Genomic DNA, 25,870 nt, shown 5'->3' with positions numbered 1-25,870 from the left:
ACGGAAAATCATGAATAGACCGCGTGCAAGGTCTCCTGCTGTTGCGTCACCTTCTTCACCACATGCATCAGACACAGTGGCGGGATAACGAAGCTGGCCAGCGTGGCCCAGGCGCTGATCGTCACTAACATAGCGGAGTGCGCAGGCAAGCCCACCATGGCGACACTCACGATGAAAAGCCCATTGAAGAAAAATGCAGCAGTGGCGATCCACCATACGATCACTACGCGGCTTTTCTTCTGCTCTCGCCAGTGCTTGGGGGACTGGCTGGCCTTGGAAAGATCCAGCAGCACCTGAAAGGGGACGATGAGGTTGAGCAACGGGAAGAAGTGGCAGAAGATCGTCGCCCCCGGCAGGAAATCGCTGCTATCTGCCCCCAGATAGCGCAGGTTGGCAACGGCCCGGTAAAGCCATACCAGATAGAGCACGCCCGTCGCGGCAGAGATCAGGAACGTCAACCAGCCAATGATGGCGAGCGAGCGCGCCAGCAGCAGGTTGGAGTAAGCGGCCGTTCCCCAGCCGACTCCCATCAGCACCGCCATACCGATTGCCGTAGACCAGATCATGACGGGAATCGCTTTCGCCAAACCGGTAAGACTGCGGTAGGGCCCCCATGCGCCCACGTTTGCGTCCTGGGCCAACCCGGCGGCCTGCGGCGCGGAAGGTATTTCCGCGACGCCGCTTGTAGCGGGGGTGGTCTGGCAGGCCTCAGCCATGGCGGACGCGCAAGGCTTCCTGTTGGCGGGTGATGATTTTGACGAGGTAGTTCATGCAGAACAGCGGCACGAGCATGATGACCGGCAGCGGCAGGAAAAGCACGAAGACGAGGCCCAGCACCGCCGGGGGCAACGTCCCGTCCTGCATCCCCTGCAGCGAAAAGGCCGTGATGCCGACCAACAGGTAATTGAAAAACATCACTACGATCGGCAGGAAGGCGCACACCCACCACACGATCACCGCCCGGCTGGGCTGGCGCTGGCGCCAGTCGAGAGGGTCTTGGCTGGCCTTGGACAGCTCGCGCAGTGCAAGGAAGGGCACCACCATGCTGACCATCGGCACGAAGTTGCAGACGAGCGTGAGCAGCGGGGAAAACTCGAGCCCCTGCGCGCCCAGCGCCCGCAGGTTGGACTGCGCCCGGTAGAGCCAGGTGAGGTAGAGGACTTGAGTCGCCAACGCCCCGAGCCCCACCAGCATACCTCCCCCCACCAGCGAGGCCACCGCGAGAAAGCCGATCGCCTCCGAGGGCGGCCCTCCCGCCTTCACCGACAGCGCCATACTGCCGATCAGCCCCAACAGGAGGCACAGCGGCAGGGCACCCATGGTGAAATAAGTAGCCACCGGCACCCAGCGCGACAGTTTCTGGATCTCCAGATAAGGCGGAGGCGGGGCCGCGACCGGCACCGGAGCCAGCGGGGGCGGCGCGCCCAACAGCTCGTGCACAGGGCTCCAGGCTTCCATGCCCTCTTGCCAATACAGGGTATCGGGCGGCAGCTCCCCCGTATCGTAGCGGCGGCGGACTTCGTCCAGGGCCAAGGGGCCGTGGCGGCTTTGGTGGTAAGCGAGGTAGATCACAAGCGGCGACGAACAGCAGAAATCGGCAGGAGCATTCTAGCGATAGCCACCGTTGGCCAAATGGCAATGCGATTTACCCCGGCCTTACGCCTTGCGCTGGGCGTTCGCGGCTTCATCGTGGGCGGTATGCTCGGTAAGGATGCGAAATGGGCCTTTGTGGGCGTCGGCGCCCTGGGCGGTTACATTGCAGGCCGGCTCACCGCCGGGGGCGAAAACATGCACCTGCTTTTGCGTAGCGACTATGAGGCCGTGCGCGCCGAAGGCATGGTCGTCGACATGGTGCCCGACGGCGTGCGCTACGACTTGAGCCCCGCCCAGCTCCACCCCGCGCGCACGCCGGAAGAGATCGGCCCGGTCGACGTGGTGGTGGTGGCCCTCAAGAGCACCGCCAATGCTCAACTGCACGAGCTGCTGCCTCCCCTGCTCCACCCCGGCACGATCCTCGTGACGCTGCAAAACGGCCTCGGCAACGTCGAGCTGCTGCAACAGATCTGCGGACACAAGCGCGTGCTGGGCGCGCTCTGCCACATCGGGGTCAACCGCGTCTCACCGGGCAAGATCGAGTGCTACGCTCCGGGCGGCGGCACCGTCCAGTTTGGCGCACCGCCGGAGGCCCCCGAGGGGCTGGCGCGAGTGGTGGGTGAACGCTTTGCCGCCGCTGGCATCCGCGTGAGCTATGCCGACAGTCTGGGCGAGGCCCTGTGGCGCAAGCTGATGTGGAACGTGCCCTTCAACGGCCTCACCATCGTCGCCGGCGGCGTGCCGACCGACCAGATATTGGCCGACCCGGCGCTGACCGAAGTCGTATTGGCCCTGATCGAGGAATTGCGGGCCGCCGCCGGCGCGCTGGGCTACCAGATCGAGCCCGAGTATGGGCCCAAGCGGGTGGAGTTCACCCGACGCCTGCAGGACTACAAGCCGTCGACCCTGCTCGACTACCAGGCGGGACGCGCCATCGAGGTCGAAGCCATCTGGGGCGAGCCGCTGCGGCAGGGTCAAGCTACTGGGCAAAAAATGCCGCATCTCTTCCAGCTCTACGCTTTGCTGCGAAAACTGGCGGATTCACAGGGCAAATAGCCAGACCTAGGCATTTTTTGCCGAACTGATCGGTCTGGATAAAATCCTGCAAAATCGTAGAAATCCGTTGGGGCACTCTTCAAGATCCCCGTTTTTGCACGATAAGGAAGGTTAGCTCGGGATAGCTAGGCATCATTTGCCTAGTCATTTTCGTCATTGGGTGCCGCCAATTCTCCCGACCCGTCGTAAAACTCCTTTATAGGGTCTATTACTGGCCTTGCAGGCGGGAATACAGCGTTTTTCTAGGCAATATTTGCCTAATTTGATTAATGCCAAAAACGAAAAAAGAAAAATGGCATTTTTAATCGGTTAATTTTGAGCGACTTACAAACAAACAAAGTTCAAGTGGTTCCATTGCTGCTTTAAGGGATGGCACAAGCAACAACGCTAACTAGCTCACCCGATCATCTCCAGCCCTCCTCCACCCATGGTCCACTTTGCCGATACCGAAACCGCCTCCCCCGCCGTCAACGTCAAGATCAACCTCGCCGGCGTCAGCCCCGAGCGCTTCGAGTCTTGCCTGCCGCTGGTGCGCCGCGCGGTGAACGCCCTGGCCCGTCAACTGCCCCCCCAAGTTGAACTGGACGACCTCCACAGCGTGGGTGTGATCGGCCTCCTGAAGGCTTTCCAACGTTTCGACTCCACTCTCGGCACCTCGTTCGAAGCCTACGCCAATACGCGAATCCGCGGTGCGATGCTCGACGAACTGCGCCGCCTCGACCACCTGCCCCGCACCTCCCGCAGCAAGTGCCGCGAGCTGCGCCGCGTGACCGACGCCCTGGAACAAGAGCTGGGCCGCGAGCCCACCGAGTGCGAAGTCCGCGAAAAGCTGGGCCTCGACGTGCGCGGCTTCCGCCGCCTCAAGCGCCAGACCCGTGAAGTCTCCATCCTTTCCCTCGATTGCCCGGCCCCCAGCCACGACGGCGACTCCTGCAACCTCCACGAAGCCATTGCCGACGAAGAGCAGCAGCCCGGCTTTGCCGATATGGAGCAAAGCGAGTTGACCTCCGAAGTGCTGGAAGCCCTCGCCGCGCTGCCGGAGCGCCAACGCGAAGTGCTCCGCCTCTCCTACTACGAAGACTGCAAGCTGTCCGACATCGCCTCCCGCTTCCAGGTGAGCGAAGCCCGCATCTGCCAAATCCGCAACCAGGCCCTCTCCTCGCTGCGCCGTCAACTGCAGCCGGCCGTTGCCTAAGACACTGAGCGAATTTATTGCCCCCCGCAAAAGGGGCAAAGTGTGATCTAGTCCATGAAGGGTGTGATAGAGGTGATCCGGATAGCCGGATCACCTCTCTGGTTTTAAAGAAGCGCGAGAGAGTGCCCGCAGTCCTGTTTTTCAGCCGCAGATGAACGCAGATTTGCGCGGATGAAACCCCCATCAGTCTTCCTCTAAGGTCCACGAACCCCGTGTTCCATCCATGGCGAGGCTAACCCTCCACCCCGCCCTAGGTGGCGCACGAACCGGCAAAGAGGCTGAGCACCCAGAAAAACGCGATCAACTGGAACGCCAGCGTGAGGCCGTATTGCAAGACCTTGTGGATAAACATGATCTTGAGCGACTGGATGTGGTCCTTGACACACGAGAGGAAGGGTAGCAGCAGCGCCATCACGATCACCGCCAGCAGGTAGTCGACCGTCATCGCGCCGGGGAAACCCCAAGCCTTCATCGCCGCCTCCACCCCGACCAGGATGGTGGCATCGAGCGCGGCAAAGAGCAGCATCGAGGTCAGGAACATCTCTTCGTTGAAGACCTTGATCAGGATCCAGATCAGGGCAAAAGAGATGAAGGCACAGTAGGCAAATTTGACCGCGTAGACGAGCCACCCGTAAGCCTCCAGCTCCGCCTCTTCCTCACCCATGCCGGGCATGATCACCTGCGGCCCGCCCGTGAGTGCCTTGACCGCGTCGGGATCGTAGCCGCCCAGTTCGGCCAAGTCGTTCATCATTTCGTCGTAGGCCTCCGCTTCACTGAAGGCGTCTTCGTCGCGCGCGGCCAATTCGGCTTCGGTCGGCATCAGGGCCAAAGGATCGTCTGCCGGGGCCTGCAAGGCGGCCTCCTCCCCTGCGGGGCTCGGGCGGTATTGGCCCATCGCCCGAATCAGGCGCGTCTGATTGTTTTCGACCCCGGGCACCGGCTGGAGCAGCGCGGGCGGGATCTCAAAGCCCGGCACCGCCGAAGGAACGGGCGCCGCGGCCTCAAAAGGCGGTTGCGCCGTCGCCTCCGGGGTCGATTCGGCCCCCTCGCGCTCAAAAAAGGCTCCGGTGCGGGTATTCTGCGGGGCCGCGCGCCCATCGCTGAAGCGCACGCCTGTCTGGAGCTCCGGCGCCGTCTCGGGGGTCAGCCAACGCTCGCTGCTCGCCTCGCTCTCGCCGGAATATTCGATGCCGGTCACACGCACCAACACGCCATGTTCGAAAGTCAGGCGACCGCCCGAGCCGTAGACCCACAGCGTTTCGTGGCCGGAGCTACGCTCGCCATTGGGCTTGCCCAACTCGGCCATCACCTGCTCGGGCGTCATCCCGATGCGGACGACCGCCCAGGCCGGGTTCGCCCACCAAAAGGACAGCCCCAGCCACAGCATGCACCAAACAAGAGACCAGCGAACAGACAGCATTCCCTACAGCATAAGGGCGTTTTCGCGCTCGAAAAGCAAAAAGCCGATGGGCTGCTCCTTGCCAAAGCACCCCGCCCGCGCCGACAATGCCCCCATGCAGGTAGATTGGGAAGCGCGGCGCGTGCGGCTGAGTGTGCGCGAACTGGCCAACTTTGCCCTCGGCCCGGGCAGCGGCGGCGAGGGCTACGCCGGGCGTGGCCGCGCCGAGATCGGCCGTCAGTGGCACCAGACCTTGCAGGAGCGTGCCGTGCAAACCCAGGCCGCCGCCAAGGCCGAGGTGCGCCCGGAGGTGACGATCAACGGCCTCTGGAGCGAAAGCGGCTGGACGTTCGACCTGCAGGGCCGAATCGACCTCGTGGTGCGCGACGAGGCGGGCGAGACGCTGCGCGAGATCAAGACCGTGCGCCGCCCCTTGCCCGAAGACCCGACCGCGCTGCGCGAGGTCTACCCCGGCTACTTCACCCAACTCGCGGCCTATCTGGAGCTGCAGGCGGTGGTGAGCCCGGCTGCGTTTGAGCGGCGGGGCGAGCTGGTGTTTGTCGACATCGACGAGGGCCTGTCCCAGACCGTGCGTCTGTTGCCGGAAGACCACGACCGCTTTCACCGGCAGGTGCGGCAGCTCGCGGAGTTCCTGGAAGCGCGCTGGCAACGCCGGGTCGAGCTGCGCGAGATCGCCCTGCAGCCGCCCTTCCCCGACTGGCGCCCCGGCCAACCCGAAGCCCGTGCGGGCCTGGCCGAAGCGGCGATGCGCGACCGCCTCCTGTTTTTCCAGGCCCCCACCGGCTTTGGCAAGACGGGCCTCGCGCTCGACTTCGCGCTGGAGGCCCTCGCCTCGGGCCGGTGCGACCGCGTGATCTACCTGACCGGCAAGAGCACGGGCCAGTGGCAGACGACCGCCCAGCTCGCCCGTATGCGCCCGGCGGGCACGGAGGGATTCCGCTTTTACCAACTGCGCAATCAGGCCGAGCACGACCCGGAAGGCCGCTGGCAGGGCCGTCGCGATCCCGACTTGTGGGCCTCCCGTTGGCGGGAGCGCGGCACCGCCATCGACGCCCTGCTGCACGCCGGCACGCTGACGCTCGAAGAGGTGCAGCGGCTGGGCAACCAGTGGGAGATCCCGCCCTACGAGCTGTCTCGCGCGCTGCTGCCCTTTTGCGAAGTGTGGCTGGGCGATTACAATTACGTGTTCTCGCCCCGGCACTCCCGCATCTTCACCGAGCAACCGGGCTTCGACCCGCGCCAGACACTGCTGCTGATCGACGAGGCGCACAACCTCGCCAGTCGTGTCGCCTCCGGCTGGAGTCGCCGCCTGCGCGCCGAAGACATTTCGATCCTTGCCGCAGAGCTGCAACTGCAGGGAGCCTCGCGGCCGATCGTCCAGTGCCTGCACGAGCTGGAGGACTGGCTGCGCGGGCTGGATGCAGTCGAGCGCCTGCCGCCGGAAAGCCTGGCCGAGCTCCGCCAACTGATGGCCAAGTGCAGCGAGCGGCTCTCGCAAACCTGGCTGCTGGCGGAGGTGTTGACACCGTTTGCGCTGGAGCTGCTGGGCGAGATCGAGGGCACCTACCAAACCCTCGAACGCCCCACGCTGACTATCCTCGAATGGGCACCGGAGAAGGGCCATTTGCGGCTCGATTGCCTCAACGCCGCGCCGGAGATCGCGCAAACGCTGCGCCAGTATCAGCAGGCCGTGCTCATGTCGGCCACCCTCGAGCCGCGCGACCTCACCTGCCGAGGGCTCGGGCTGCCCGCCGACTCCGGCTACTGGATCGAAGCCGAAGCCCCTTGGCGCGAAGGGGCCTACACCATCGCCGTCGATACGCGCGTCGATACCCGCTACAAAAGCCGGGCGCGCGGCTATGGCCTGACCGCCGAGACGCTGATCGAGATGACGACGGGCGGCCCGCTGCTGCCGGTGGTCGCGTTTTTCCCCAGCTACGCCTACGCCGAGGCGATCAAGCGCGAGGTGCAGGCCCGCGAGCCGCACCTGACGGTGGTGATCCCGCCGCGTGGGCAGCCGCTCGGCGAGCTGACGAACTTCCTGGAGCTGGCGCTGCTCAACGCCCACCTATTGCTGCTCGTGCTGGGCAGCGGCCTGAGCGAGGGTATCGACCTGCTGGGCGGGCGCGTAGAGCGGGCGGTGGTCGTCGGCCCCGCGCTACCGGAGGTCAACCCCGTGCAACAGGCGCGCCTCGAAGCCGCCGAAACAGGGCTCGACCGCGCCGAAGCCTTCCGCGAAGTCTACCTCCTGCCCGCGCTGCTGAAGGTCAACCAGGCCCTCGGTCGCCTCGTGCGCGGCCCCGGCCAACACGCCGCCGTCCTGCTGCAATGCCAGCGCTTCGCCGCCCCGGCTTACCAGAACCTGCTTGCCCCAGCCTACCGGGGCGGTGCCGTCATCCGCCGCCCGCAGGACTGGCGGGAGTGGCTGCAGGGCTTGGAGTGAAGAATGTGATTCCTTAGCCACAAAAGCACGAAAACCCGATCAAGCGTATCCCAGCTGCACCTGATCGAATTTCAGTTTTGTGTCTTTTGTGAATCTTGTGGTTAAAAACAACAATACCCCTCGGCACTCGCACATGTAACGATCTTCCTGCTACCCGGCCATAGACGAGCGCACACCACCGCTAAGCCACCTGACTATCCGAACCCTAACCATAGCAATCGTAAAACACGCCGCCAACACCCTATTTTGTGGAAGCTTGCGCTTCAGATTGCTCACCTCATGCTAACTGAAATCACGGATTCACTCACGATCCTGAAAATCCCCTTGAGGTAATTACGACGGAGAAAGAGGTAGTTGTTTTGCTCACACTGAAGATTATCAATACAAAGTAATTCTCGTGCACGATGAGCGGGTGTCTTAAAAAAGAGGCCTCGTTAAACGCTTAGCAATAGCTCGCTCACCTTAGCTCAATCGTCTATGAAATCACTTATTGCAAAGGGATCGGCCCTGCTCGTACTCGCTTCTCAATGCAGCGCCTTTGTCAGCATCGAAGGGCTGACGTTTACCGTGGCCGATGCCACGACGTTTCACTCGTCTTCATCCACCGCCCTGCCTAATCTGGCGGAGGTGGGCGAACTCTACTTCGACGGCGACGAATCGCAGGCCCGCGGCCTCTCCGAGTTCAACCTCTCGGGCCTGACCACCGACGCCGCCTCCGTCATGGTCCAGTTCGAAGTGATCAACGACGGCGGGATCTTCTTCGCCAACGACTTCCCGTTCGACGGGGGGATCGCGGTGGAGATGTATCTGGCCAATAACACCGAAGACCTGACCGATTTCTGGATCCCCAGCTTCGTGCAGATCGCGGACTTCGCCACCTCCACCCTAGCGGTCGGGCAGATCCTGATGTTCGACGCCACGGAGGCCCTCAACTACGCCCTGAGCAAGGGCGCAACCAGCCTCGGGATCCGCCTCCAGGCCGACCCGCTCTACTACGTCAACGGGGGCGCATGGACCTTCGGTAACTTCGAGCTCACTTACGTGGCCGTGCCCGAGCCGAGCAGCACCGCCACGGCTCTGGGCGTGCTCGCCCTCGGGGCAGCCGTATTCGCCGCCCGCCGGCGCCGCGCCTAAGCGCTTCGACCTCAGCGACTCAAACAACCTGCATCCACCCTGGGCAACCGGGGTGGATTTTTTCGTGCGCGCCTGTTCTCTCCGTGCATTGACGCCGCCCGCAAACTGCTTCAGGATAGTGCTTGAGATGCGAACCTTGGTGGAACTTCCAGACGATCTTTACCAGAAGCTGCGCGACATTGCTGCCCGGCGTGAGTGGTCGTTGCAGGAGGTCGTCCGTCAAGGGATGGAAGCCTATGCGGCCACGACGCCCCTTCCGCCCGAAGAGCCAACACGTTGGATCTTTCCCACACTTGAACCGCGCGAAATGGTGCCCGGGATGGAACGGGTGCGTAACGAAACGACAGCCATCGAAGAGCGGCAGTGATCTCGGTTGATACCAATATCTTGATCCACGCAGCCAATCCTGCTTCCGCCCTTCATGCGAAAGCGCTGGAGTTCATGCAGGGGCAGGTTGAATCGCCTTTGGCGCTCTGTGAACTCGTCCTGGTTGAGCTTTACATGGCGCTGCGAAACCCAGTCATTTTTCCAAAACCGTACCCCGCCTGCCGAGCGGCAGAGTATTGCCTACGTCTCAAAAGCAATCCTGCCTGGACCTGCATCGACTACGCACCCGCCGTAGCACAAGCTTTGTGGAATTGGGCGACCGACACTGAGCGGGGCTATCGAACCATTGTCGATGCACGCATCGCCCTCACTTTGAGACACCATGGGATTCGTGAATTCGCGACGATGAACCTCAAGGATTTCCAGGGCTTCGGCTTTCAACGGGTCTGGAATCCGCTGGCCTGAACGGCGGTGCCGGGCGGGGATCCCCACGGACCGGATTTTTCGTCTACTTTCCCGTTGCGCCCGGGTGTCCGCTGGTCATGGTTTACCACTCGGCGATGCACTTTCCCCAGGTTGACAGCGAGACCCTCGACGCCGCTTTGGACAAATTGTCGAGCGAGTTGAAATCCTTCCTCCAGCCCAAGGCGCACGTCGCACTGGTCGGGATTGCCAATGGTGGCATCCCACTTGCGCGACTGTTGGCCGAGCGGATGGGCGGCAACATTCCCGTGGGCGTGGTCAATTCCAGCTTTCACCGCGACGACGTCACGCTGAAGCTGCTACCGACCAATTTTGCCCTGACCGACCTCGATTTCGAGATCGACGGTGCCACCATCGTACTGGTCGACGACGTGTTCGCGACCGGGCGCACGGTGCGCGCGGCGCTCAACGAGCTGTTCGACTACGGGCGCCCCGAAGAAGTCCGCATGGCGACGCTGGTCGACATCGGCCAGAAAAAGCTGCCCCTGCAGCCCGACTTCGTCGGCCTCTATTTGGAACTTGAACCCGGCCAGAAGGTGAAAGTCTGCCTGAGCGCAGACGATGCCTCGGCCCACACCATCGAGCTGGAAGCCAGCAGCAAATCTTTCGCATGAGCACCCCCACGACCTGGCGGTACAAAGACCTCACGAGCATCGAGCGGCTCACCCGTGAGGAGATCGAAACCGTGCACCACTACGCCGCGCAATTCAAGAAGTCGCTCGACCGCAGCCAGAAGAAGCTGCCGACGCTGCGTGGCAAGACGGTGATCAACCTCTTCATCGAGCCCAGCACGCGCACCCGCGTGGCCTTCGAGATCGCCGCCAAGCGCCTCAGCGCCGACGTGACGACGATCGAGGAAGCGGCCAGCAGCCTCGTGAAGGGCGAGAGCCTGCGCGACACGGCGGAGGTGATCCAGGCGCTCAATGCCGACCTCATCGTGATCCGCCACCGCTCCGCCGGCTCGGCCGATTACCTCGGCAAGCTGCTCGACATCCCCGTGATCAACGCGGGCGACGGCGCGCACGAGCACCCGACGCAGGCCCTGCTCGACACCTTCACGATGAAGGAGCGCCTCGGCAGCCTCGAAGGCCGCAAGGTCGTCATCCTGGGCGATATCCTCTTTTCCCGCGTCGCGCGGTCCAACATCTGGGCGCTGAAGAAGCTGGGCGCGCACGTCACGCTCTGCGGCCCGGCTACGCTTGTGCCCGAGGGCTTTCGCAGCATGGGTTGCGAGATCAATTACAACCTGCGCGCCGCCCTCGCCGACGCCGACGTCGTCATGCTCCTGCGCATCCAGCACGAGCGGCAGGCCAGCACACACTTCCCGAGCGTGGGCGAATACAAGGCGCTCTACAGCCTCAACGAAGAGCGCGCGTCGTGGCTCAAGCCCAACGCGATCATCATGCACCCGGGCCCCGTCAACCGCGGCGTGGAGATCGACTCCGCCCTGGCCGACAGCCCGCAATCCGTCATCCTCGAACAGGTCACCAACGGCATCGTGACCCGCATGGCCACGCTCTTCCTGTGCCTGACAAAGGCCAACGAGCTGCGCAACGCCCAGGCCGCACCCCAACAGTAAGTCATGAGCATTCTTTGGATCCAGAACGGTCGCGTGATCGACCCCGCCAACAACCGCGACGCCGTGGGCGACATCTACGCCGTCGACGGCAAGATCGTCGACCACCTGACGCCCGACCAGCAGCAACAGGCCCAGGTGATCAACGCCGCCGGCCTCGTCGTCTGCCCCGGCCTCGTCGACGTGCACGTGCACTTGCGCGAGCCCGGCCAGACGCACAAGGAAGACATCCGCTCCGGCTCCCGCGCGGCTGCCGCCGGCGGCTTTACGACCATCGTGTGCATGCCCAACACCAGCCCGGTGGCGGACAACAGCGGCACGATCGAGCGCATCCGCAACTCGGCCAAGGTCAACAGCATCGTCCACCTCTACCCCACCGGCACCCTTACTGTCGGCATGAACGGCGAAGCCCTCGCCCCCATCGGCAGCCTCAAACAGGCCAAGGTGGTCGCGGTGACGGACGACGGCAAGTGCGTGCAGAACAACGAGCTGATGCGCCGCGCGGTGGAATATTCCCACATGCTCGGCCTCGTGGTGATGGACCATTGCCAGGACGCCACCTTGACGAAGGGTGCCTCGATGAACGAGGGCGAATGGTCGATGCGGCTGGGCCTGACCGGTTGGCCGGCGGCGGCGGAAGACATCATCATCGCCCGCAACATCGTGCTCTCCGAAACCACCGGCGCGCACATCCACATGCAGCACGTGAGCACCAAGGGCGGCGTCGAGCTGATCCGCGAGGCCAAGAAGCGGGGCGTGCGCGTGAGCGGCGAAGCCATGCCCCACCACGCCTACTTCACCGATGAGGCGTGCAAGGACTACAACACCAATTTCAAGATGAACCCGCCCCTGCGCACGGCCGAAGACCGCGAAGCCGTGATCGAGGGCGTGATCGACGGGGCACTCGAGATTATTGCGACCGACCACGCTCCGCACACCGATTACGAGAAAGACTGCGAGTTCGACAAGGCTCCGTTTGGCGTCATCGGCATGGAGACGGCCCTCGCAACCTGCCTCGAAGTGTGGCTGCACAGCAACCGCCTCGACCTGCCGACCCTCCTCCAGCGTCTGACCGAGCAGCCCGCCAAGCTCCTCGGCCTGCCCGCCGGCACCCTCAGCACCGGGGCAGTGGCCGACATCTGCATCTTCGACCCCAACGAACGCTGGACCGTCGACCCGATGAAGTTCCAGAGCAAGTCGATCAACTGCCCCTGGAACGGCCTGACGCTGCGCGGGCGCGTGAAGCACACCATCTGCGCCGGTCGCCCGATCTGGGACGGTGAGCGTATCCTCGAAGCCGACGCCTGATGGACGAGCTCGCCGGGTTTGCCCTCGAAGATCTGATCCCCCTGATCGCCTACCTCGGGCTGGTGCTCACCATCGGCCTCATGGTCACCTTCTGGGGCACCATGCAGCTCAAGGCCGACCCGGATCTGCTCAAGCCCCGCCTGCCAGCCTGGCGCGCGAACCCGGTGGAGGCTGGCATCTTTGGCTGTGCGATCATCGGCGGCTACATCGGCGCGTTGTCGTTCGTCGGCTCGCTGGAGCCCTCGATTACCGCCCTCTGGCCCGATACGCCCAACATCATGGAGATCCTGGGCACCGTCACGATGGAGGTGTTCCTGACCCTCATCGTGATCGGGCTCTACCGCTACTTCGGGCAAGACGGCAACCGCGACCGGATCAACCCACAGCCGCAACCGCTGCCGCGCAACCTCATGATCGGCGGCCTCGCGCTGCTGGGCGTGTTCCCCATCCTCTTCGGCATCAACATCGTGTGGGGCTTCCTTCTGCAAGTGCTCAACGAGCTGGGGCTCGGGTTCGACATCGAGGCGCAGCCCGCCGTCTCGCTGCTGCAAAACATGGAGTCGCCCGGCCTGCTGGCCCTGATGCTGTTTGCCGTGGTCGTGATGGCCCCCGTCTCGGAGGAACTCGTCTTCCGCGCGGGCGTCTACCGCCTGTGCAAAAACAAGCTGCCGGTCAGCGCGTCGGTCATCGTATCGAGCCTTTTGTTTGCCGCCGTGCACTTCCACTGGCAGAGTATGCCTGGGCTGTTCCTCGTCGGCGCCTGCCTCGCGCTGATCTACGAATACACGGGAGACGTGCGCGCCAACATGGCTTTCCACGCCGCGTTCAACCTCAACTCCGTCATCATGATCTTTCTGGTGCCGCCCGGCTCGATATGAGCACCCCCTACCCGCTCTTTTCCGATCACCCAGCCGAGACGATTGCCGCCTGGGGCGAAGTCGCCCTGCTGGGGCACATCAAGGAGTGGCTGGGCCAGGCGACCCCCGACGCCCCTCACGGGATGGGCGACGATACGGCAGTGCTCCCCGAGAGCCCCGGCAACTTGCTGACGACCGATTCGCTCGTCTTTGGGCGCCACTTCACCACCGCGCTGCCGCCGGAGCTGGCCGCCGAAAAGCTGCTCAAGCGTAACCTGAGCGACATTGCCGCCATGGGCGGTGTGCCGACCGTGGCAGTGTTGGCAGGCTTCTTCCCCGGTAATCTCCGACAAGACTGGCTGGAGCGCTTTACTCGCGGCCTCGGCCAATGCGCGCTCGACTGGAATACCCGCATCGTCGGCGGCGACCTCGCCCAGGTCGAGAGCGGCTGGAGCGCCAACCTGACGCTGCTGGGGCACGCCAAACGCCCGCTATTGCGCACGGGGGCACAAGTCGGCGACTGGATCTTCGTCACCGGAGAACTAGGCGGCTCGATCGTCTCCTGGCACGCCCGCTTTACCCCGCGCCTGCCCGAAGGCCAATGGCTGGCCGAGCAGGCCGAGACCGTCAGCATGATCGACTTGACCGACGGCATCGCCAAAGACCTCCCGGCGCTCATGTCGAAGGGCCAGCAGGCGCTCGTCAACCGCCGCGACCTACCCCTGCGGCTCGACGTGACCGAGCAGGCCAAGGCGAGCGGCAAGCAGCCCTGGCAACACGCGCTGGCCGACGGCGAAGACTACGAGCTGCTCTTTACCTGGCGCGGCGACGCCGCAGCCCTACGCGAACGCTGGCCCTTTACCGGCACCATGGTGACGTGCATCGGCCGGATCGAGGCCGCGCCCGCGCCCGATGCGCCCCTGCTGCTCGACCCGATGGACGAGCTACCCCTGTTGGAGGCTGCTGGCTATGAGCATTTTCGCTGAGCTGAAAGACGGCATCGTCACCACCAGCCCGGAGCAGACCGAGGCCCTCGGTGCGCGCCTGTTGGCGGAGCTGCCCGAAGAGGCCTACCTCGCCCTGCGCGGCGATCTGGGCGTGGGCAAGACGACCTTTGTGCGCGGCCTCGCCCGGGCGCTGGGGATCGACAAGCACATCACCAGCCCCACCTTCAACATCTATACGCTCTACCGGGGCACGCGGCACCTGTTGCACATGGACGCCTATCGCCTCTCCGGCACCCGCGACGCCGAAGACCTTACGCTGGAGGAGTTCCTGCACCCGCCCTTCGTCGCCGTCGTCGAATGGCCCGACAACATCCGCGACTGGTTCCCCCCCGAGACCTTTTGGCTGGATTTCTCCATCCTCGAACCCGGCAAGCACCAGGTGCGGCTGGTGGGGTGAAGGGCGTGTAGGCACAACGCAAGTTGAGATTTCTAAATCATCCTTGCACCCTGGAGGACGTCAGGGCACGATGCCCTACGTCCAATCCGTGAAGTCCTTTAGTTGCAGTTGCCTTCTTTGGTGCGCGGCGGTGGTCGTACAGGCCGTGCCGGTCGTACGCTATACCCCGGTAGATCGCACGGCGATGGCGCCGGTGGAGCAAGCGGGGCCGCTCGCTTCGGCCAGTGACTTCACGCGCGGTTGGGGCCTGCAGCGGGGCTACGATCCGGGCTTTGGGTCGATGGGCTTCAATACGAGCCAGACTTTGGCGCAGGCGGAGGAGATGGGCGACTACTTCGAGTTTTCGATCACAATCGGCGCCGGCTATCAGCTCCAGCTCGATGAGCTGGGGCTCAGCTACCGGCGCACGTCGGGCAGTGCCGATCATGCGGCCCTCGCCTTCAGTCGCGATGGTTTTGCGGAGGAAAGCCTGGTGATCGACCCATTCCCCCTGCCCGCCGGCACACAGGCGCTCAGCTTCGACCTGAAGCACACGGGGCTGCCGGGCTTCGGCATCCATGAGGAGCCGGTGACGCTCAGCGTGCGTGTTTACGCCTGGGCAGAGAGCGGGGGCACGCGCATGGGTGAGCTGGTCTTCCAACCGCCCGAGAGCGGATCGGGGGGTGCGTTTTACCTGGAGGGGTCTTTCCGACATGTGCCGGAGCCGGCGACAGTCTCGCTTGCCTTGGGGCTGGGGGCGATGGTATGGGTGGGCTTGCGTCGTCGACGCGATCGCTAACCCGCCAGACAATCCCATCTCTCATGAAACGTTTTACCCTATGCCTGCTGATGGCCTTGGCCTGTGTGCGCCCTGCCACCGCCGCCGAGCCCAGCCGTGTCACCCCGCAAGAGCTGCAACTCGCCGAGCAGCTGCTTGAGACCATCAACGCGGATGAGTCCATGAAGCAGGTGATGGAGCAATACAGCTCTGTGCTCAAGAACGGGCTCCTGCAGTCGGCCCTTGGTGCCACCAGCTCTCAGGCCGATTCGCAGGCCGTGGCCAACGAGTTTGCCAACTGGTTCGAAGAGGCCATGGCGTGGGAAAACTTCGCCCCGAAGATCCAGGAAGCTTACGCCCAGGCCTACACCGGCGACGAGCTGAAGCAGCTGATCGCCTTTTATCAGAGCGACATCGGCCAGAAGCTGCTCGAAAGGCAGCCAGAGCTGACTCGCCGCTCGATGGAGATCGGCAAGCAATACATGGAGCAACTGATGCCCGAGCTGCAGGCCCGCCTCCAGACGGCCCAGGCGCAGGTGCAGGCCAGCCAGCTCAAACAGGTCGACGAGGCGCAAAAGACGCTCGAAAAGGCAGGGGTCACGGGCGGCCTGCGTGGGCTCTTGCCCAAGAAGGACAAATAGGGTGCTCCCTTGACGCCTCGCGCCTTTGGCCCAATGCTGGTCTCATGGCCCTCACCCCTTCCACCATGTTAGCGCTGGGCACGCCTTGCCCGCGCTTCAGCCTGCGCAACGTCGTCGACCAGCAGATGGTCTCCCTCTCCGATTACGAGGGGGCCAAGGGGCTGCTGGTGCTGTTTATCTGCAACCACTGCCCCTACGTAAAGCTGCTGAAAAAGCACTTGGCGGAGCTGGCGCGTGCGTATCAGGAGCAGGGCATCGCCACGGTGGCGATCAACAGCAACGACACGATTTCTTACCCCGACGACGCGCCGCCGCGCATGAAGGCCGACGCCGAGGAGTTCGGCTACCCCTTCCCCTACCTCTTCGACGAGAAGCAGGAGGTGGCCAAGGACTTTCGCGCTGCCTGCACGCCCGATATCTACCTCTTCGACCAGGATCAGAAGCTCGTCTACCGCGGCCAGTACGACGACTCCCGCCCTGGCAACAACAAGCCCGTGACCGGGGCCGACCTGCGCCGTGCGCTCGACGCCTTACTCGCGGGGCAGACGATCCCCGAAGACGAGCAAAAGCCCGCCACCGGCTGCAATATCAAATGGAAAGCGGGGAACGCGCCCAAATACTTCGGCTAAAAAACACGCAAGCCCGGTCCTCTGCAGGAGCCGGGCTTTTTTGTGCGCAGAAAGCGGGTGAGACTACGCGCGCTTGCGGCGCAGGGCCACGAAGCCGAGCACGCCCAGGCCGGCGATCGCGGCGTAGGTAGAGGGCTCGGGCACGACGGTGACGATAAAGCTGCCGGTTTCGTAATAGGTGGCCGTGCCGCCGCCGACCGGTTGCAGCTCGATCAGCCCAAAGCCTTCGTTGATGATGAGCCCGTCGAAGTGGGCGGGGCTCACGGCGCTACCCGGCGCGAGGCTCGAATCATTGGTGAAGTTGCTCGCGAAGACCACGTCGTCGAGGCGGAAGGCCGTGCCGAGGTCGAAGATGGGGAAACTGCTGTCTTCCGTGAACAGGATGTTGGCCCCGTCGGCATTGGGCAGCGCAATCAAGGTACCGCCATCGGCGTCGACCAAGGAGTAAGACCCGTCGCTGGAAACGCTGCCGGAAATCGAGAGCGTAACGGTGTCCCAGGTCAACTGGGCCAGCCCGATGCTCTGAAATTCGGAGTAGACTTCCTGGCTGGTGGTGGCGACGAAGGAGAAGGTGGAGCCGTTGAGGCCGTAGGTATCGCTGTCGAAAGCGGTCGGCTCGAATGAAAAAGCGATCGAGAAGCCGGCAAAGGCAGAGACGGTCGCGAGCAAGGAGACGGAGGACAAGACGAGGCGTTTCATGAGGCTTGTCGTTATCGTGGGCAATGGCCCCAAAATCAACGCTTTTTATGCCCAGGATTAATGCACCTGATGAGCGCTTGAAAAATGAGGAATGGTTAGGCGCGCTTGCGGCGATAGGCGACGAGGCCGAGCACACCCAGGCCGGCGATCGCAGCGTAAGTGGAGGGCTCGGGCACGGCGACGATATTCACCGTGTAGGCGTCGTGGTTGTATTCCCTGTAATCGTTATCACCCAGGGTACGCACATCAAAAACCGCAGGGGCGAACGCAAGTCCTTCAAAATGCTCCGGCATTACGGCGTCCCCCGCCGAGATAGCGGAGGTGACGCTAGCGGCTTCCCCGCTGAAACCGTGGATTCTAAACTGAAGCTCGGCGTCGAAGAATGCGTAGTTGAGAACGTCGTCCAAGAACAAAAGGGCCGTGTTGGAGTAGCTGGGTATGGCGTAAATATTGGCAGACGCAGTAGGAGAGAGGATGTAACTGCCGTCGTTCGACGCGCTTCCAGTGATGGAAAGAGACACCTCATCCCAAGTGAGGGAAGGAAAGCCGAAGATGTCCATCGGTTGGTAGGTCTCCTGGCTGGTGGTGGCGACAAAAGTGAAAGTCGAGCCGTTGAGGCCGAAGGTATCGGTATCGACCGCCGTCGGGTTGAACTGGAACGTGATCGACAGGCTGGCAAAGGCCGAGGCAGCCGCCAGCAGAGACAGAGTAGACAGGATGAGGCGCTTCATAGGCCTGCCGTTATGCTGGGCATTCAGCCTGCAATCAATGTAAATCATATCGCCTATTAAATTTCGTGATACAGATTGCAAAGAGCCCGGCCAGGAGATTTTCCCGGTCGGGCTCGGAAGGGCTGCAAAGGAATGAAATTGGCGTTAGGCGCGCTTGCGGCGGTAGGCTACGAAGCCGAGGGCACCCAGGCCGGCCAGGGCTCCATATACCCCAGGCTCGGGGATGACGGAGACGGTAAAGGGCGCGTAGGTGTAGCTGTAGTAGCCGAGGTCGGGCAGGGTGCGGATGTTGAAGCTGGGGAAGCCCGCGCCGTCGACCACCAGCCCGTCGAAGTGCTCTGGCAAGACGGCGTCGCCGGGGTTGACGAAGCCGCCGACGCTAGCGGAGCTGTAGGGCGAAAAGTTGCGCAGCTCAAAGAACGAGCCGACGGTGAAATCGACGGGGCCGCCGCCGCTGTCGAGCAACAGAATGGAGGTATCGCTGCCGGCATCGGGGACGGCACCGATCGGCCCGCTGTTGAGCTCTGTGAGCGAGTAAGTGCCGTCCGACATCGAGCTGCCGGAGAGCGTGAGCTGGATGGTGTCGAACTCCAGGTAGGCAAAGCCGCCGAAGTCGCTATAGACCTCATCGTCGGACGAGGCGAAAAAGGAAAACGTAGCCCCGTCGAGGCCCAGTGGATCGGCCCCGGACGCGGTGGCAGTGAAGGAAAACTCGAGTGAAATCGAGGCAGAAAGGGTTGCCGTGCAGAGGATGGGCAGGAGCGCAACGAGACGAGAATTCATATGGCGAGTTTAGCCGCTCCTCCATCATTTCTCAAAGCAAACTGTATCAAATACTTGTGAAAGCCTTGCGGCTAAGCTCTTTTGAGGCGTTCCAGCAGCTCACCTAGGCGTTTGTTCTTATCCCAGAGGCGGGACCTTTCCCGATAAGGCTCCGGCGAGCTGGCGGGGGGCTCTTGCAGGAAGGCCCGCATACGCTCGGTGAGGGCTTCGGCCGAGGCATCGCGGGTCAGCCAGCCCCTCCACTCCGGGTCGTCGAACAGCTCCGGGATGGCCCCCACCGGGGTCGCGATCACCGGGGTGCCGCAGGCCCAGGCTTCGAGCACGATCAGCCCAAAGCACTCGAGCCCCCGGGTGGGCAGGATAAAGCAGTCGGCCGCCGTGTAGAGGCGCGGGATGTCGGCGTCGTCGAGCCGGCCAAGGAAGCGCACGCGGGCCCGCAGGTCGTGCAAGGCCGCCTGATCTTCGAGCGCGGAGCGCAGGGGCCCGCTGCCACCGATCAACAGGCGAAACTTGTGCCCCTCTTGGGCGAGTCGGGCGGCGGCTTCGATCAGGTTTTCCAGCCCCATGCGCGGTTGCAGGCGGCGCAGGGTAAAGAACACGCGCTCGCCCGGCTCCAGCGGCGGCCCACCGAGGAAGTTGGCGAGGTCGAAGTCGTGCCGGGGCTGGAAGTGTTCGAGATCGGCCCAGGCCGGCCAGGCCTCGTAGCCGGCACACAGGCGAGGCCCATACAGCTCGCGCAGGCACTTGCCCGTATAGGCCGAGAAGCCGTGCACAAAGTCGCTCTTTTGCAGCACCTGCCGCTCGATCAGGCGAAACATGCCCTGCCGCACGGCGCGCATCCAGCTACGGGGCTCGTGGGCCTCGTCGTTGTAGCGCATCTCCAGCGCGTAGGGGCTGTGGACCGCATAGGCCAGCCGTGGGCGTTTGCGCGCCCGCAAAGGGCGTAGCGCACCGGCGTACTGCAGGGGCGTGTGGCCGTAGACAAGGTCGATCCGCGTCTGCCCGTAAATGCAGCGGGCCAGCCGCTCGCTCTCGCGCAGGTGGTGTTGCAGGCGCGCCCAGCCCTTGGCCTTGGCCGGGGCCGGCGGGTGCCTCCACACCTGCACCCCCTCGCTCTCCACCGGCTGGTCGTAAGGGCCGGCGGGCGACACGCAGAGATAGTGCACCTCGGCACCCTCGGCGGCCAGCGCACGCGCCACGTCGCTACCCAGGCGATTGGCGCCACTGGGGGCTTCGAGATGCCAGCCTTGGTTGCAGACGAGAACGGCCCGGGGAGTCGACACGCGGGGAGCTTCCCCCACGATCTGCGGACTGTCAAGGCGTGGGCTTGCTACTGGCGGTGGGCGGTGGTTAATTGGGGAGTATGCCGATCACGCAGCAAGCGCGCCTGCTCGCCCAGCTTTTGCAAGGCCCTGACTCCCAGCGGGAACAAGCGATTTCAGGCGTCACCTGTCGCGTCGAGCGTGTGCAGCCCGGCATGGTTTTCGCGGCGGTGGAGGAATTTCTGGCGTATCAGCAATGGCAGCACGGCCTGGCCCACCTCAGCGAGGCGGTGCGGCGTGGGGCCGGAGCGGTCATTACGCCCCGCGCTTCCGAAGATCTGGCGCTTTCCCAGCTCGTGGTGCCCGAGCCGCGTCGCGTGTACGGCACACTCTGCCGGGCCTTCTGGGGAGCGCCCGATCAAGTGCTGCGGCTGATCGGCGTCACCGGCACCAACGGCAAATCGACCACTGCCCAGCTCATCGCCCACCTCTACCAGCACACGTTGGGGCGCGCGGGCAGTATCGGCACGCTGGGTACCTACCTCAACGGCCAACGCATCGAGGCGGGCGTCTACACCACCCCCCTGGCCGAAGACGGCTACCGCCTGCTCGCCCGCCTGCGCAACCTCCACGCCGACGCCGTCGCGATGGAAGTCTCCAGCCACGGCCTCGCGCTCGAGCGGGTGGCGGGCATGAAGTTCAGCGCCGCCGTCTTCCTCAACCTCGGGCGCGATCACCTCGACTTTCACGGCACCCCCGAAGCCTACCTGGAGGCCAAGCTGCGGCTCTTCCAGCAACTGCCGGTCCGCTGCCCCGCCATTGTCAATGCCGACGATCCGGCGTGGCAGACCTTCGCCCATGCGGCCAAAGGGCCCGTGCTCCGCTACGGCATCAAGAACCGACGGGCCGAAGTGCGGGCGATCTTTATCAACCTCAGCGCGCGCGAAACCACCTTTACGCTCGCCTATCAAGGGCAGCGTTACCCCGCCCGCATGCGCCTGCTCGGCCGCTTCATGGTCTCCAACGCCCTCGCGGCCATCGCCACCCTGCTGGCCTACGGGGCCAAGCCGGAGGCCCTCCTGCGCGCCCTGGCCAGCTTCCGCCCGCTGCCGGGCCGCATGGAAGCCTTCCCTTTGCCCAACGGCGCCACCGCCATCGTCGATTACGCGCACAATCCCGACGGCCTCGAGCGCCTGCTGGAAAACGTGCGCGCGTTCGACCCTCGCCAGTTGCTGCTCGTTTTTGGGGCAGGGGGCGATCGCGACAAGGGCAAACGCCCCCTCATGGGCGAGATCGCGGCCCGCTACGCCGACCGCATCTGGATCAGCAACGACAACCCGCGCACCGAAGAGCCCGAAGCCATCGCGCAAGCCATTCGCCGCGGTGTCGGCCCGCACCCGGCCACAACCCTGCAGCTCGACCGCGCCGCCGCCATCCGCGAAGCCTACGCCTCCAGCCAACCCGGCGACGTGCTCGTCCTCGCCGGCAAAGGCCACGAAGACTACATGCAGATCGGCACCCGCAAACTCCCCTACAGCGACATCGCCGTGGTCAAAGCACTGCGGTAAGATTCGGCGAAAAAAAGCCCGGCTCATACGAACCGGGCTTTTACGTTCACAAATTGCGGGACAGCTACTTCTTGCGGTACCAGTCGCCGTCTGCGTCTTGCAGCCACACGCCGGGGCGGGAGATCTCGGCAATGCGGATGGCGCGTTGCTGGCCGACCTCCGCTACGGATTGGCCGGTACGGCGCGCCACGAGCGAGTAGAGCTCTCGGCGGTCGGCGTTTTCGGCCTCGACGAGTTGGGTCTGCTGTTCGTTGAGGCTGCTGCGGGCTTCGAGGTAGCCACGGTTGGTCTCGCCGACCGCGCCTTGGGCCTTGAGGGCATCGACTTGGGGCAAGCGGTCGCGCACACGCGCGGCGGCGTCTTGGGCAAAAGCGGTGGTGCCCAGCGCAAAGAGGCCGAGCAAGACGAAGCCCAGCCAGCGGAAAAAGTTACGTCGTTCCATCATCGCTCCTCCGTTTCAGTGGCCGGCGCCAGGGGTTCGTAGTCGGTCGTGGTCGAAGCGGCGTCGATCTCTCCGAAGATATCGTCCAGCTCGCGCTGGATCTCGTAGTTGATCGTCACTTCGACGTAGATCGGCTCGATCTTGATCGGATCGGTTTTGACGTGGATGCAACCGGCACTCAAAGCCAGCAGCGCCACGGGGATGAGTCGCCCAGTTTGCCGCCACATGTTCTCTTCAAACCTGTGCAGAATAGGCAAGGTTTCAACCCAATTCGCGGAAGATGCGGGAAGGCGGGCGTTAGTGATTTCTTAGCCGCAGATGGACGCGGATAATTTAAGCGAGGAGGTGCAAGGGCTTCTTACGCCCGCCTTTGGTTTCTGCGTCATCTTCGTGGGGCAGGCAGTCCGATGTGTAGCACGGCCCATAGCGCCTGTTCGAACGATGTATGCTGGCCTTGCTCGCGATCACCAAAGAGGTTGATTGGCATCCGGATGTGCACGCCTTCCAGTTCAAGCTCCTTGGTTCTTGCCGCTACTCCGAGCTCAAGGACGAGCGGCTGCAGCGGCGTCTTGGGATCGAACATGCGTGCGCGAAAATACTCGACCTGAAGTCCGTTCAATGCGGCGTTCACCACTGCCGGGCGTAGGGTAGGCGGCACCTGCTCTCCCAGGTTAAGGTATTTTTCAGCCAACTCGCGGTCGGTCAGGCGCACCAAGGGCTGATTTGGAGTCGTTAATGATAACTCCCCCTTGTCCGCACTCAAACGTCCATGGTCATACCGGACAGGAAGGTAGCCGCTCAGAGGCAAGATGGCACCTTTGACTTGGCCAGAGCGGGCAATGAACTCCAGTGCCGAACCCATCAACTGGGTAACGATCGGCTGCGCCTCCACCCCCTTGAGGTGCACTGTTGTCTCGAAAACCGGGTTGGCGAAGTCGTAGACGAAGGGCTCCAGCGTGACTTGCCCGCCGCGCCACTCGGCCACCACTTCTTCGACCGCGAGCTGCGGGTAGGCGGTCAGGTTGAAGCGTACGCTCACGTTTTTCAGCACCTCTTCGCCCTGCTTCACTTCGGCAATGGTCAGCGTCTGGGGGCCGTCGCTGCGGAGCTGGTTGCCTTGGTAGACGAGCTGCACCGTCGTGTTGAGCCCAGTGGTGGTGCGGCCCTCGGCCCAGGTCAGCGAACCGTCACGGATCTGCAGGCGCGCGTGGCCGGTGTAATCGAGCAGGTTGGCGCGCCCGGCTTCGCCCGACACCTCCAACTGCCCGCCGAAGCGCACGCCTGCCCAGGCCGGGCCGAGCAGCGCCTTGAGCGGGCCCAGCGAACCAAGCGCCCCCCCACCCTGCAGGGTCACGCGATCGACCAATGGCAACAAGGTGGCGCGCGCGTCGAGCTTGAGCACCAGCGGTTTTTGCCCGGCGGGCGGGAAGCTCTGCAGCGTCGATTGCAGCGTATAGCCCTGCGTCCAGTCCGCCTCTGCCTGCACGTCCAGCGCGCGGGCACCGGTGAGGCCGTCGTGCATCACCGCGTGGAGCTGCGCGTGCGGAGCCTCAGTCGGCATCTTCAGCGAAAGGCCCCGCAGGTCCCACTCCGGCGTGCCGGGAGAGCTGGCGCGGGCGAGCGTCAAATGAGTTTCCGGCCCCTGGGGCAGCCAAAAGCCGTAGGGGTTGGCCAAGCGCAAGGTGCCGTTCAGGTCGCGGAGTTGCCAGCCCTGCGCGGCGCTACCGAGCTGCGTCAACTGCGGACGCAGCTCCACCACGCCGGTCGGCTGCTCGCCCAGCGTCAGCTCCGACGAGCCGAAGGCGAGCGAACCCTGCGCCTGCAAATCGGCCCAGTCGCTCGGCAAAAAGGCCCGCACGGCCTCCAGCAGACCCGCCGCCAGCTTGCCCTGCCACGCCACCACCGGAGCCTCCCCAGAAAGATCGACCGTGCCTTCCAAGTCGGTGGCGGGAGCTTCGCCCGGCGAGCGGATCTGCCAGGCGACCGCGTCCAGCGGGCTCAAACCGTCGACCTGCGCTGCCAGATTCAGCAGTGGCACGTTGCGCGAACGCAGCTCGGCGCTCACCTCGGCGGCCTGTCGAAAGGTATGCACGGCCCCCTCGATATCCGCCAGCGACCAGTCCGGAAACTCCGCGACGGAGATGGGCGAAGCCTGCACGCTCCAGCCGCCGGCGATGGCTTTGCCAAAGATCGAAAACGGCTCCAGACTGTGCGGCTGCGACTCGCTTAAAAGGTGGGCCTCCTGCAGCGCCAGCTCCCACTCGGCCTGCGGCTGGGGATGCTTCCACGGGGCTTGCACAAAAGCGCGGAAGGCCGCCCGGGCGTGGATCGCATCACCTTGCCGGGCCACGAGGTTTGGCACCTCCACCTTGAGGTAGCGCGGCGCGGGGTATTTGACGATCACGTCGAAGGGGTCCACCTGCCAGTCGCCAAAGCTCAGGGCGTGCGAACGCAGGGCGCCATTCACCTCCAGATCGTCCCAGTCGTGGCCCTCGGCGGCGAGCACGATGCGCTCCAGCCCGGCGGTCAGGCCCTCTCCGTCGTCGTAGCGCCAATTCTGCCCCTCGATCAGCAATGCGGTGTGCGGGGCTTCGCCCGGGCGGGCGCGGAAAAGAGCCTCCGCCTGCGCCCCACCCCATTCGAGCCCGGCAGGGGCCTCCACCGCGAAGCTTTCGAGCCAAGGCGTCCAGGCTTCACGCCCGGCCATATCGAGCGACAGGCTCAACTCGGTCCATTCCGGGCGCACGCCGTCGACCGCAAGGTGCAAATCCAAAGAAGCGCCTTGCCCTTCGAAAGCTCCGGTCAGCTCGCGGCCATCGTCCTGCCAATGCAGCTGCCACGGCCAGGTCAACGGCGCTTCCTCGCCCCGCAAGATCCGCAGCTCGCCCTGAGGCACCGTTACCGCGCCGATCTGGAAATCCCACAAGCCCTGCAGCACCGTCTCCAGCGCGTCACCGTCCCAACGTGGGAGCCATTGGGGCGGAACTGCGGGCACGGGCCAAGGCTCGGGTGCCGTCGCGACGGGAGCAGTCGGCAGCTCGACGGGGTCGGGTTCGACAGTGGGAGCAGGCGGAGGCCTGGTCTCAGCCACAGGCGCGACAACCGGAGGGGCGGGCGGCGGGCCATCCTGCGGCAAAGGGGGGGCCAGCGGCACCTCCCGCGGAGGCGGCAGCGCGGCCGCAGTCGTAGCGGGGCGGGCCGGCTCGGGCCAGGCAATCGTCTGGCTCGGGTCGAGCGTCAGCGTGAGCGAATCGAAGCCGAGGTATTGCAGCGCGAAGGGCTGGCCGGGCAGCCAAAAATAATCCGCCTGCGCGCCCTCGCCCTGCAGTTCCCAGCCGGGGCCGGTCCAGTTGAGCTGCGGGGCGTCGAGGTGCGACAGGCTGGCAGAGGCGACTTCGAGGTCGAGCTGGCCGCCCACGTCTTGCGCGACCCAGCCTTCCAGCCAGTTTTCAACCCACCCGGGCAGGCCTTGCCGGATGGCGTTGACGGCCAAGGCTCCGCCCACGAGCGTCCCTGCGGCCAGAGGCACCCAAAATCGCCAAACCGAGGAGCGAGGAGCCGA

The 25,870-nt window shown here is 64.3% G+C and carries 26 protein-coding genes; 16 read left to right on the top strand and 10 right to left on the bottom strand.

The window, feature by feature from the left end; genetic code table 11:
• Window positions 1-8: 8 nt before the first annotated feature.
• Both Q7P63_13085 and Q7P63_13080 read right to left on the bottom strand, forming a co-directional pair.
• Window positions 9-566, bottom strand: coding sequence for a DUF4328 domain-containing protein (locus tag Q7P63_13085; protein ID MDP0501022.1), 558 nt, complete (start codon window positions 564-566; stop codon window positions 9-11).
• Between the two features lie 142 nt (window positions 567-708).
• Window positions 709-1,572, bottom strand: coding sequence for a DUF4328 domain-containing protein (locus Q7P63_13080; protein MDP0501021.1), 864 nt, complete (start codon window positions 1,570-1,572; stop codon window positions 709-711).
• 60 nt (window positions 1,573-1,632) lie between these two features.
• On the opposite strand from Q7P63_13080, the gene Q7P63_13075 reads away from it, so the two are divergent.
• On the top strand, window positions 1,633-2,649 hold the full coding sequence (locus tag Q7P63_13075) for a 2-dehydropantoate 2-reductase (GenBank protein ID MDP0501020.1): 1,017 nt from the start codon (window positions 1,633-1,635) through the stop codon (window positions 2,647-2,649).
• 427 nt (window positions 2,650-3,076) lie between these two features.
• Window positions 3,077-3,844: a FliA/WhiG family RNA polymerase sigma factor gene (locus Q7P63_13070; protein MDP0501019.1), complete on the top strand. Its 768-nt coding sequence runs from the start codon at window positions 3,077-3,079 to the stop codon at window positions 3,842-3,844.
• Between the two features lie 250 nt (window positions 3,845-4,094).
• Here the strand turns inward: Q7P63_13070 and Q7P63_13065 are convergent, their stop codons facing one another.
• Window positions 4,095-5,231 carry a hypothetical protein gene (locus Q7P63_13065; protein MDP0501018.1) on the bottom strand — a complete coding sequence of 379 codons (1,137 nt, stop codon included), beginning with the start codon at window positions 5,229-5,231 and terminating at the stop codon, window positions 4,095-4,097.
• A 91-nt stretch (window positions 5,232-5,322) separates the two neighbouring features.
• Here Q7P63_13065 and Q7P63_13060 point away from each other — a divergent pair, with 91 nt between their 5' ends.
• The 13 genes from Q7P63_13060 (at window position 5,323) to Q7P63_13000 (ending at window position 16,823) form a co-directional block, all read left to right on the top strand.
• Window positions 5,323-7,707, top strand: a complete 2,385-nt coding sequence (locus Q7P63_13060; GenBank protein ID MDP0501017.1) for a helicase C-terminal domain-containing protein — start codon at window positions 5,323-5,325, stop codon at window positions 7,705-7,707.
• Between the two features lie 477 nt (window positions 7,708-8,184).
• Window positions 8,185-8,841, top strand: a complete 657-nt coding sequence (locus Q7P63_13055; GenBank protein MDP0501016.1) for a PEP-CTERM sorting domain-containing protein — start codon at window positions 8,185-8,187, stop codon at window positions 8,839-8,841.
• A gap of 127 nt (window positions 8,842-8,968) precedes the next feature.
• Window positions 8,969-9,208, top strand: a complete 240-nt coding sequence (locus Q7P63_13050; protein MDP0501015.1) for a hypothetical protein — start codon at window positions 8,969-8,971, stop codon at window positions 9,206-9,208.
• The gene (locus Q7P63_13045; GenBank protein ID MDP0501014.1) at window positions 9,205-9,633 is read left to right on the top strand and encodes a PIN domain-containing protein; all 429 of its coding nucleotides are present in this window, start codon (window positions 9,205-9,207) and stop codon (window positions 9,631-9,633) included. Before Q7P63_13050 ends, Q7P63_13045 begins: the two co-directional genes overlap by 4 nt.
• Before the next feature lie 95 nt (window positions 9,634-9,728).
• Window positions 9,729-10,265, top strand: coding sequence for a bifunctional pyr operon transcriptional regulator/uracil phosphoribosyltransferase PyrR (gene pyrR, locus Q7P63_13040; protein MDP0501013.1), 537 nt, complete (start codon window positions 9,729-9,731; stop codon window positions 10,263-10,265).
• Entirely contained in the window at window positions 10,262-11,230 is a 969-nt protein-coding gene (locus Q7P63_13035; protein MDP0501012.1) for an aspartate carbamoyltransferase catalytic subunit, read from the top strand. Before pyrR ends, Q7P63_13035 begins: the two co-directional genes overlap by 4 nt.
• 3 nt (window positions 11,231-11,233) lie before the next feature.
• The gene (locus Q7P63_13030; GenBank protein ID MDP0501011.1) at window positions 11,234-12,535 is read left to right on the top strand and encodes a dihydroorotase; all 1,302 of its coding nucleotides are present in this window, start codon (window positions 11,234-11,236) and stop codon (window positions 12,533-12,535) included.
• Window positions 12,535-13,413: a CPBP family intramembrane metalloprotease gene (locus tag Q7P63_13025; protein MDP0501010.1), complete on the top strand. Its 879-nt coding sequence runs from the start codon at window positions 12,535-12,537 to the stop codon at window positions 13,411-13,413. The genes Q7P63_13030 and Q7P63_13025 overlap by 1 nt, the downstream gene beginning before the upstream one ends.
• The gene (locus Q7P63_13020) at window positions 13,410-14,378 is read left to right on the top strand and encodes a thiamine-phosphate kinase (protein ID MDP0501009.1); all 969 of its coding nucleotides are present in this window, start codon (window positions 13,410-13,412) and stop codon (window positions 14,376-14,378) included. The genes Q7P63_13025 and Q7P63_13020 overlap by 4 nt, the downstream gene beginning before the upstream one ends.
• Window positions 14,362-14,796, top strand: a complete 435-nt coding sequence (gene tsaE / locus Q7P63_13015) for a tRNA (adenosine(37)-N6)-threonylcarbamoyltransferase complex ATPase subunit type 1 TsaE (GenBank protein ID MDP0501008.1) — start codon at window positions 14,362-14,364, stop codon at window positions 14,794-14,796. Before Q7P63_13020 ends, tsaE begins: the two co-directional genes overlap by 17 nt.
• Window positions 14,797-14,884: 88 nt before the next feature.
• Complete coding sequence (locus tag Q7P63_13010; GenBank protein ID MDP0501007.1) at window positions 14,885-15,574, top strand: PEP-CTERM sorting domain-containing protein; 690 nt, start codon at window positions 14,885-14,887, stop codon at window positions 15,572-15,574.
• A gap of 23 nt (window positions 15,575-15,597) precedes the next feature.
• Window positions 15,598-16,194 (top strand): DUF2059 domain-containing protein, encoded by a 597-nt coding sequence (locus tag Q7P63_13005; protein MDP0501006.1) that lies wholly within the window; start codon window positions 15,598-15,600, stop codon window positions 16,192-16,194.
• Between the two features lie 44 nt (window positions 16,195-16,238).
• Entirely contained in the window at window positions 16,239-16,823 is a 585-nt protein-coding gene (locus tag Q7P63_13000; GenBank protein MDP0501005.1) for a thioredoxin family protein, read from the top strand.
• Window positions 16,824-16,886: 63 nt separating this feature from the next.
• Here the strand turns inward: Q7P63_13000 and Q7P63_12995 are convergent, their stop codons facing one another.
• The 4 genes from Q7P63_12995 to Q7P63_12980 all read right to left on the bottom strand — a co-directional run bounded on the left by Q7P63_12995 (window position 16,887) and on the right by Q7P63_12980 (window position 20,319).
• Window positions 16,887-17,522 (bottom strand): PEP-CTERM sorting domain-containing protein, encoded by a 636-nt coding sequence (locus Q7P63_12995; GenBank protein ID MDP0501004.1) that lies wholly within the window; start codon window positions 17,520-17,522, stop codon window positions 16,887-16,889.
• A gap of 95 nt (window positions 17,523-17,617) precedes the next feature.
• Entirely contained in the window at window positions 17,618-18,253 is a 636-nt protein-coding gene (locus Q7P63_12990; GenBank protein ID MDP0501003.1) for a PEP-CTERM sorting domain-containing protein, read from the bottom strand.
• A 144-nt stretch (window positions 18,254-18,397) separates the two neighbouring features.
• Window positions 18,398-19,036, bottom strand: a complete 639-nt coding sequence (locus tag Q7P63_12985; protein MDP0501002.1) for a PEP-CTERM sorting domain-containing protein — start codon at window positions 19,034-19,036, stop codon at window positions 18,398-18,400.
• A gap of 71 nt (window positions 19,037-19,107) precedes the next feature.
• Complete coding sequence (locus Q7P63_12980) at window positions 19,108-20,319, bottom strand: glycosyltransferase family 4 protein (protein ID MDP0501001.1); 1,212 nt, start codon at window positions 20,317-20,319, stop codon at window positions 19,108-19,110.
• Between the two features lie 80 nt (window positions 20,320-20,399).
• On the opposite strand from Q7P63_12980, the gene Q7P63_12975 reads away from it, so the two are divergent.
• Window positions 20,400-21,866 carry a UDP-N-acetylmuramoyl-L-alanyl-D-glutamate--2,6-diaminopimelate ligase gene (locus Q7P63_12975; GenBank protein MDP0501000.1) on the top strand — a complete coding sequence of 489 codons (1,467 nt, stop codon included), beginning with the start codon at window positions 20,400-20,402 and terminating at the stop codon, window positions 21,864-21,866.
• Between the two features lie 64 nt (window positions 21,867-21,930).
• Here Q7P63_12975 and Q7P63_12970 read toward each other — a convergent pair whose 3' ends face one another.
• From Q7P63_12970 to Q7P63_12960, 3 genes are all read right to left on the bottom strand, one after another.
• Complete coding sequence (locus Q7P63_12970) at window positions 21,931-22,308, bottom strand: YdbL family protein (GenBank protein MDP0500999.1); 378 nt, start codon at window positions 22,306-22,308, stop codon at window positions 21,931-21,933.
• A complete protein-coding gene (locus Q7P63_12965; GenBank protein MDP0500998.1) occupies window positions 22,308-22,535 on the bottom strand; it encodes a hypothetical protein in 228 nt (75 codons plus the stop codon). The genes Q7P63_12970 and Q7P63_12965 overlap by 1 nt, the downstream gene beginning before the upstream one ends.
• A 155-nt stretch (window positions 22,536-22,690) precedes the next feature.
• Window positions 22,691-25,837 (bottom strand): YdbH domain-containing protein, encoded by a 3,147-nt coding sequence (locus tag Q7P63_12960; protein MDP0500997.1) that lies wholly within the window; start codon window positions 25,835-25,837, stop codon window positions 22,691-22,693.
• Window positions 25,838-25,870: the final 33 nt, after the last annotated feature.

The organism is Verrucomicrobiota bacterium JB022 (genome assembly GCA_030673845.1).
Classification (GTDB): Bacteria; Verrucomicrobiota; Verrucomicrobiia; order Opitutales; family Oceanipulchritudinaceae; genus WOUP01.
The sequence above is the reverse complement of the archived record's forward strand: the minus strand, read 5'-3'. Positions and strand labels throughout refer to the sequence as shown.

Coding starts and splice junctions, on each gene's coding strand:
- pyrR (MDP0501013.1), top strand. CDS start 9,729: ATGCACTTTCCCCAGGTTGACAGCGAGACCCTCGACGCCGCTTTGGAC.
- Q7P63_12990 (MDP0501003.1), bottom strand. CDS start 18,253: ATGAAGCGCCTCATCCTGTCTACTCTGTCTCTGCTGGCGGCTGCCTCG.
- Q7P63_13035 (MDP0501012.1), top strand. CDS start 10,262: ATGAGCACCCCCACGACCTGGCGGTACAAAGACCTCACGAGCATCGAG.
- Q7P63_13075 (MDP0501020.1), top strand. CDS start 1,633: ATGGCAATGCGATTTACCCCGGCCTTACGCCTTGCGCTGGGCGTTCGC.
- Q7P63_12995 (MDP0501004.1), bottom strand. CDS start 17,522: ATGAAACGCCTCGTCTTGTCCTCCGTCTCCTTGCTCGCGACCGTCTCT.
- Q7P63_13005 (MDP0501006.1), top strand. CDS start 15,598: ATGAAACGTTTTACCCTATGCCTGCTGATGGCCTTGGCCTGTGTGCGC.
- Q7P63_12965 (MDP0500998.1), bottom strand. CDS start 22,535: ATGTGGCGGCAAACTGGGCGACTCATCCCCGTGGCGCTGCTGGCTTTG.
- Q7P63_13030 (MDP0501011.1), top strand. CDS start 11,234: ATGAGCATTCTTTGGATCCAGAACGGTCGCGTGATCGACCCCGCCAAC.
- Q7P63_13065 (MDP0501018.1), bottom strand. CDS start 5,231: ATGCTGTGGCTGGGGCTGTCCTTTTGGTGGGCGAACCCGGCCTGGGCG.
- tsaE (MDP0501008.1), top strand. CDS start 14,362: ATGAGCATTTTCGCTGAGCTGAAAGACGGCATCGTCACCACCAGCCCG.
- Q7P63_13085 (MDP0501022.1), bottom strand. CDS start 566: ATGATCTGGTCTACGGCAATCGGTATGGCGGTGCTGATGGGAGTCGGC.
- Q7P63_12975 (MDP0501000.1), top strand. CDS start 20,400: ATGCCGATCACGCAGCAAGCGCGCCTGCTCGCCCAGCTTTTGCAAGGC.
- Q7P63_12970 (MDP0500999.1), bottom strand. CDS start 22,308: ATGGAACGACGTAACTTTTTCCGCTGGCTGGGCTTCGTCTTGCTCGGC.
- Q7P63_13055 (MDP0501016.1), top strand. CDS start 8,185: ATGAAATCACTTATTGCAAAGGGATCGGCCCTGCTCGTACTCGCTTCT.
- Q7P63_13020 (MDP0501009.1), top strand. CDS start 13,410: ATGAGCACCCCCTACCCGCTCTTTTCCGATCACCCAGCCGAGACGATT.
- Q7P63_13000 (MDP0501005.1), top strand. CDS start 16,239: ATGGCCCTCACCCCTTCCACCATGTTAGCGCTGGGCACGCCTTGCCCG.
- Q7P63_12985 (MDP0501002.1), bottom strand. CDS start 19,036: ATGAATTCTCGTCTCGTTGCGCTCCTGCCCATCCTCTGCACGGCAACC.
- Q7P63_13070 (MDP0501019.1), top strand. CDS start 3,077: ATGGTCCACTTTGCCGATACCGAAACCGCCTCCCCCGCCGTCAACGTC.
- Q7P63_13050 (MDP0501015.1), top strand. CDS start 8,969: ATGCGAACCTTGGTGGAACTTCCAGACGATCTTTACCAGAAGCTGCGC.
- Q7P63_13025 (MDP0501010.1), top strand. CDS start 12,535: ATGGACGAGCTCGCCGGGTTTGCCCTCGAAGATCTGATCCCCCTGATC.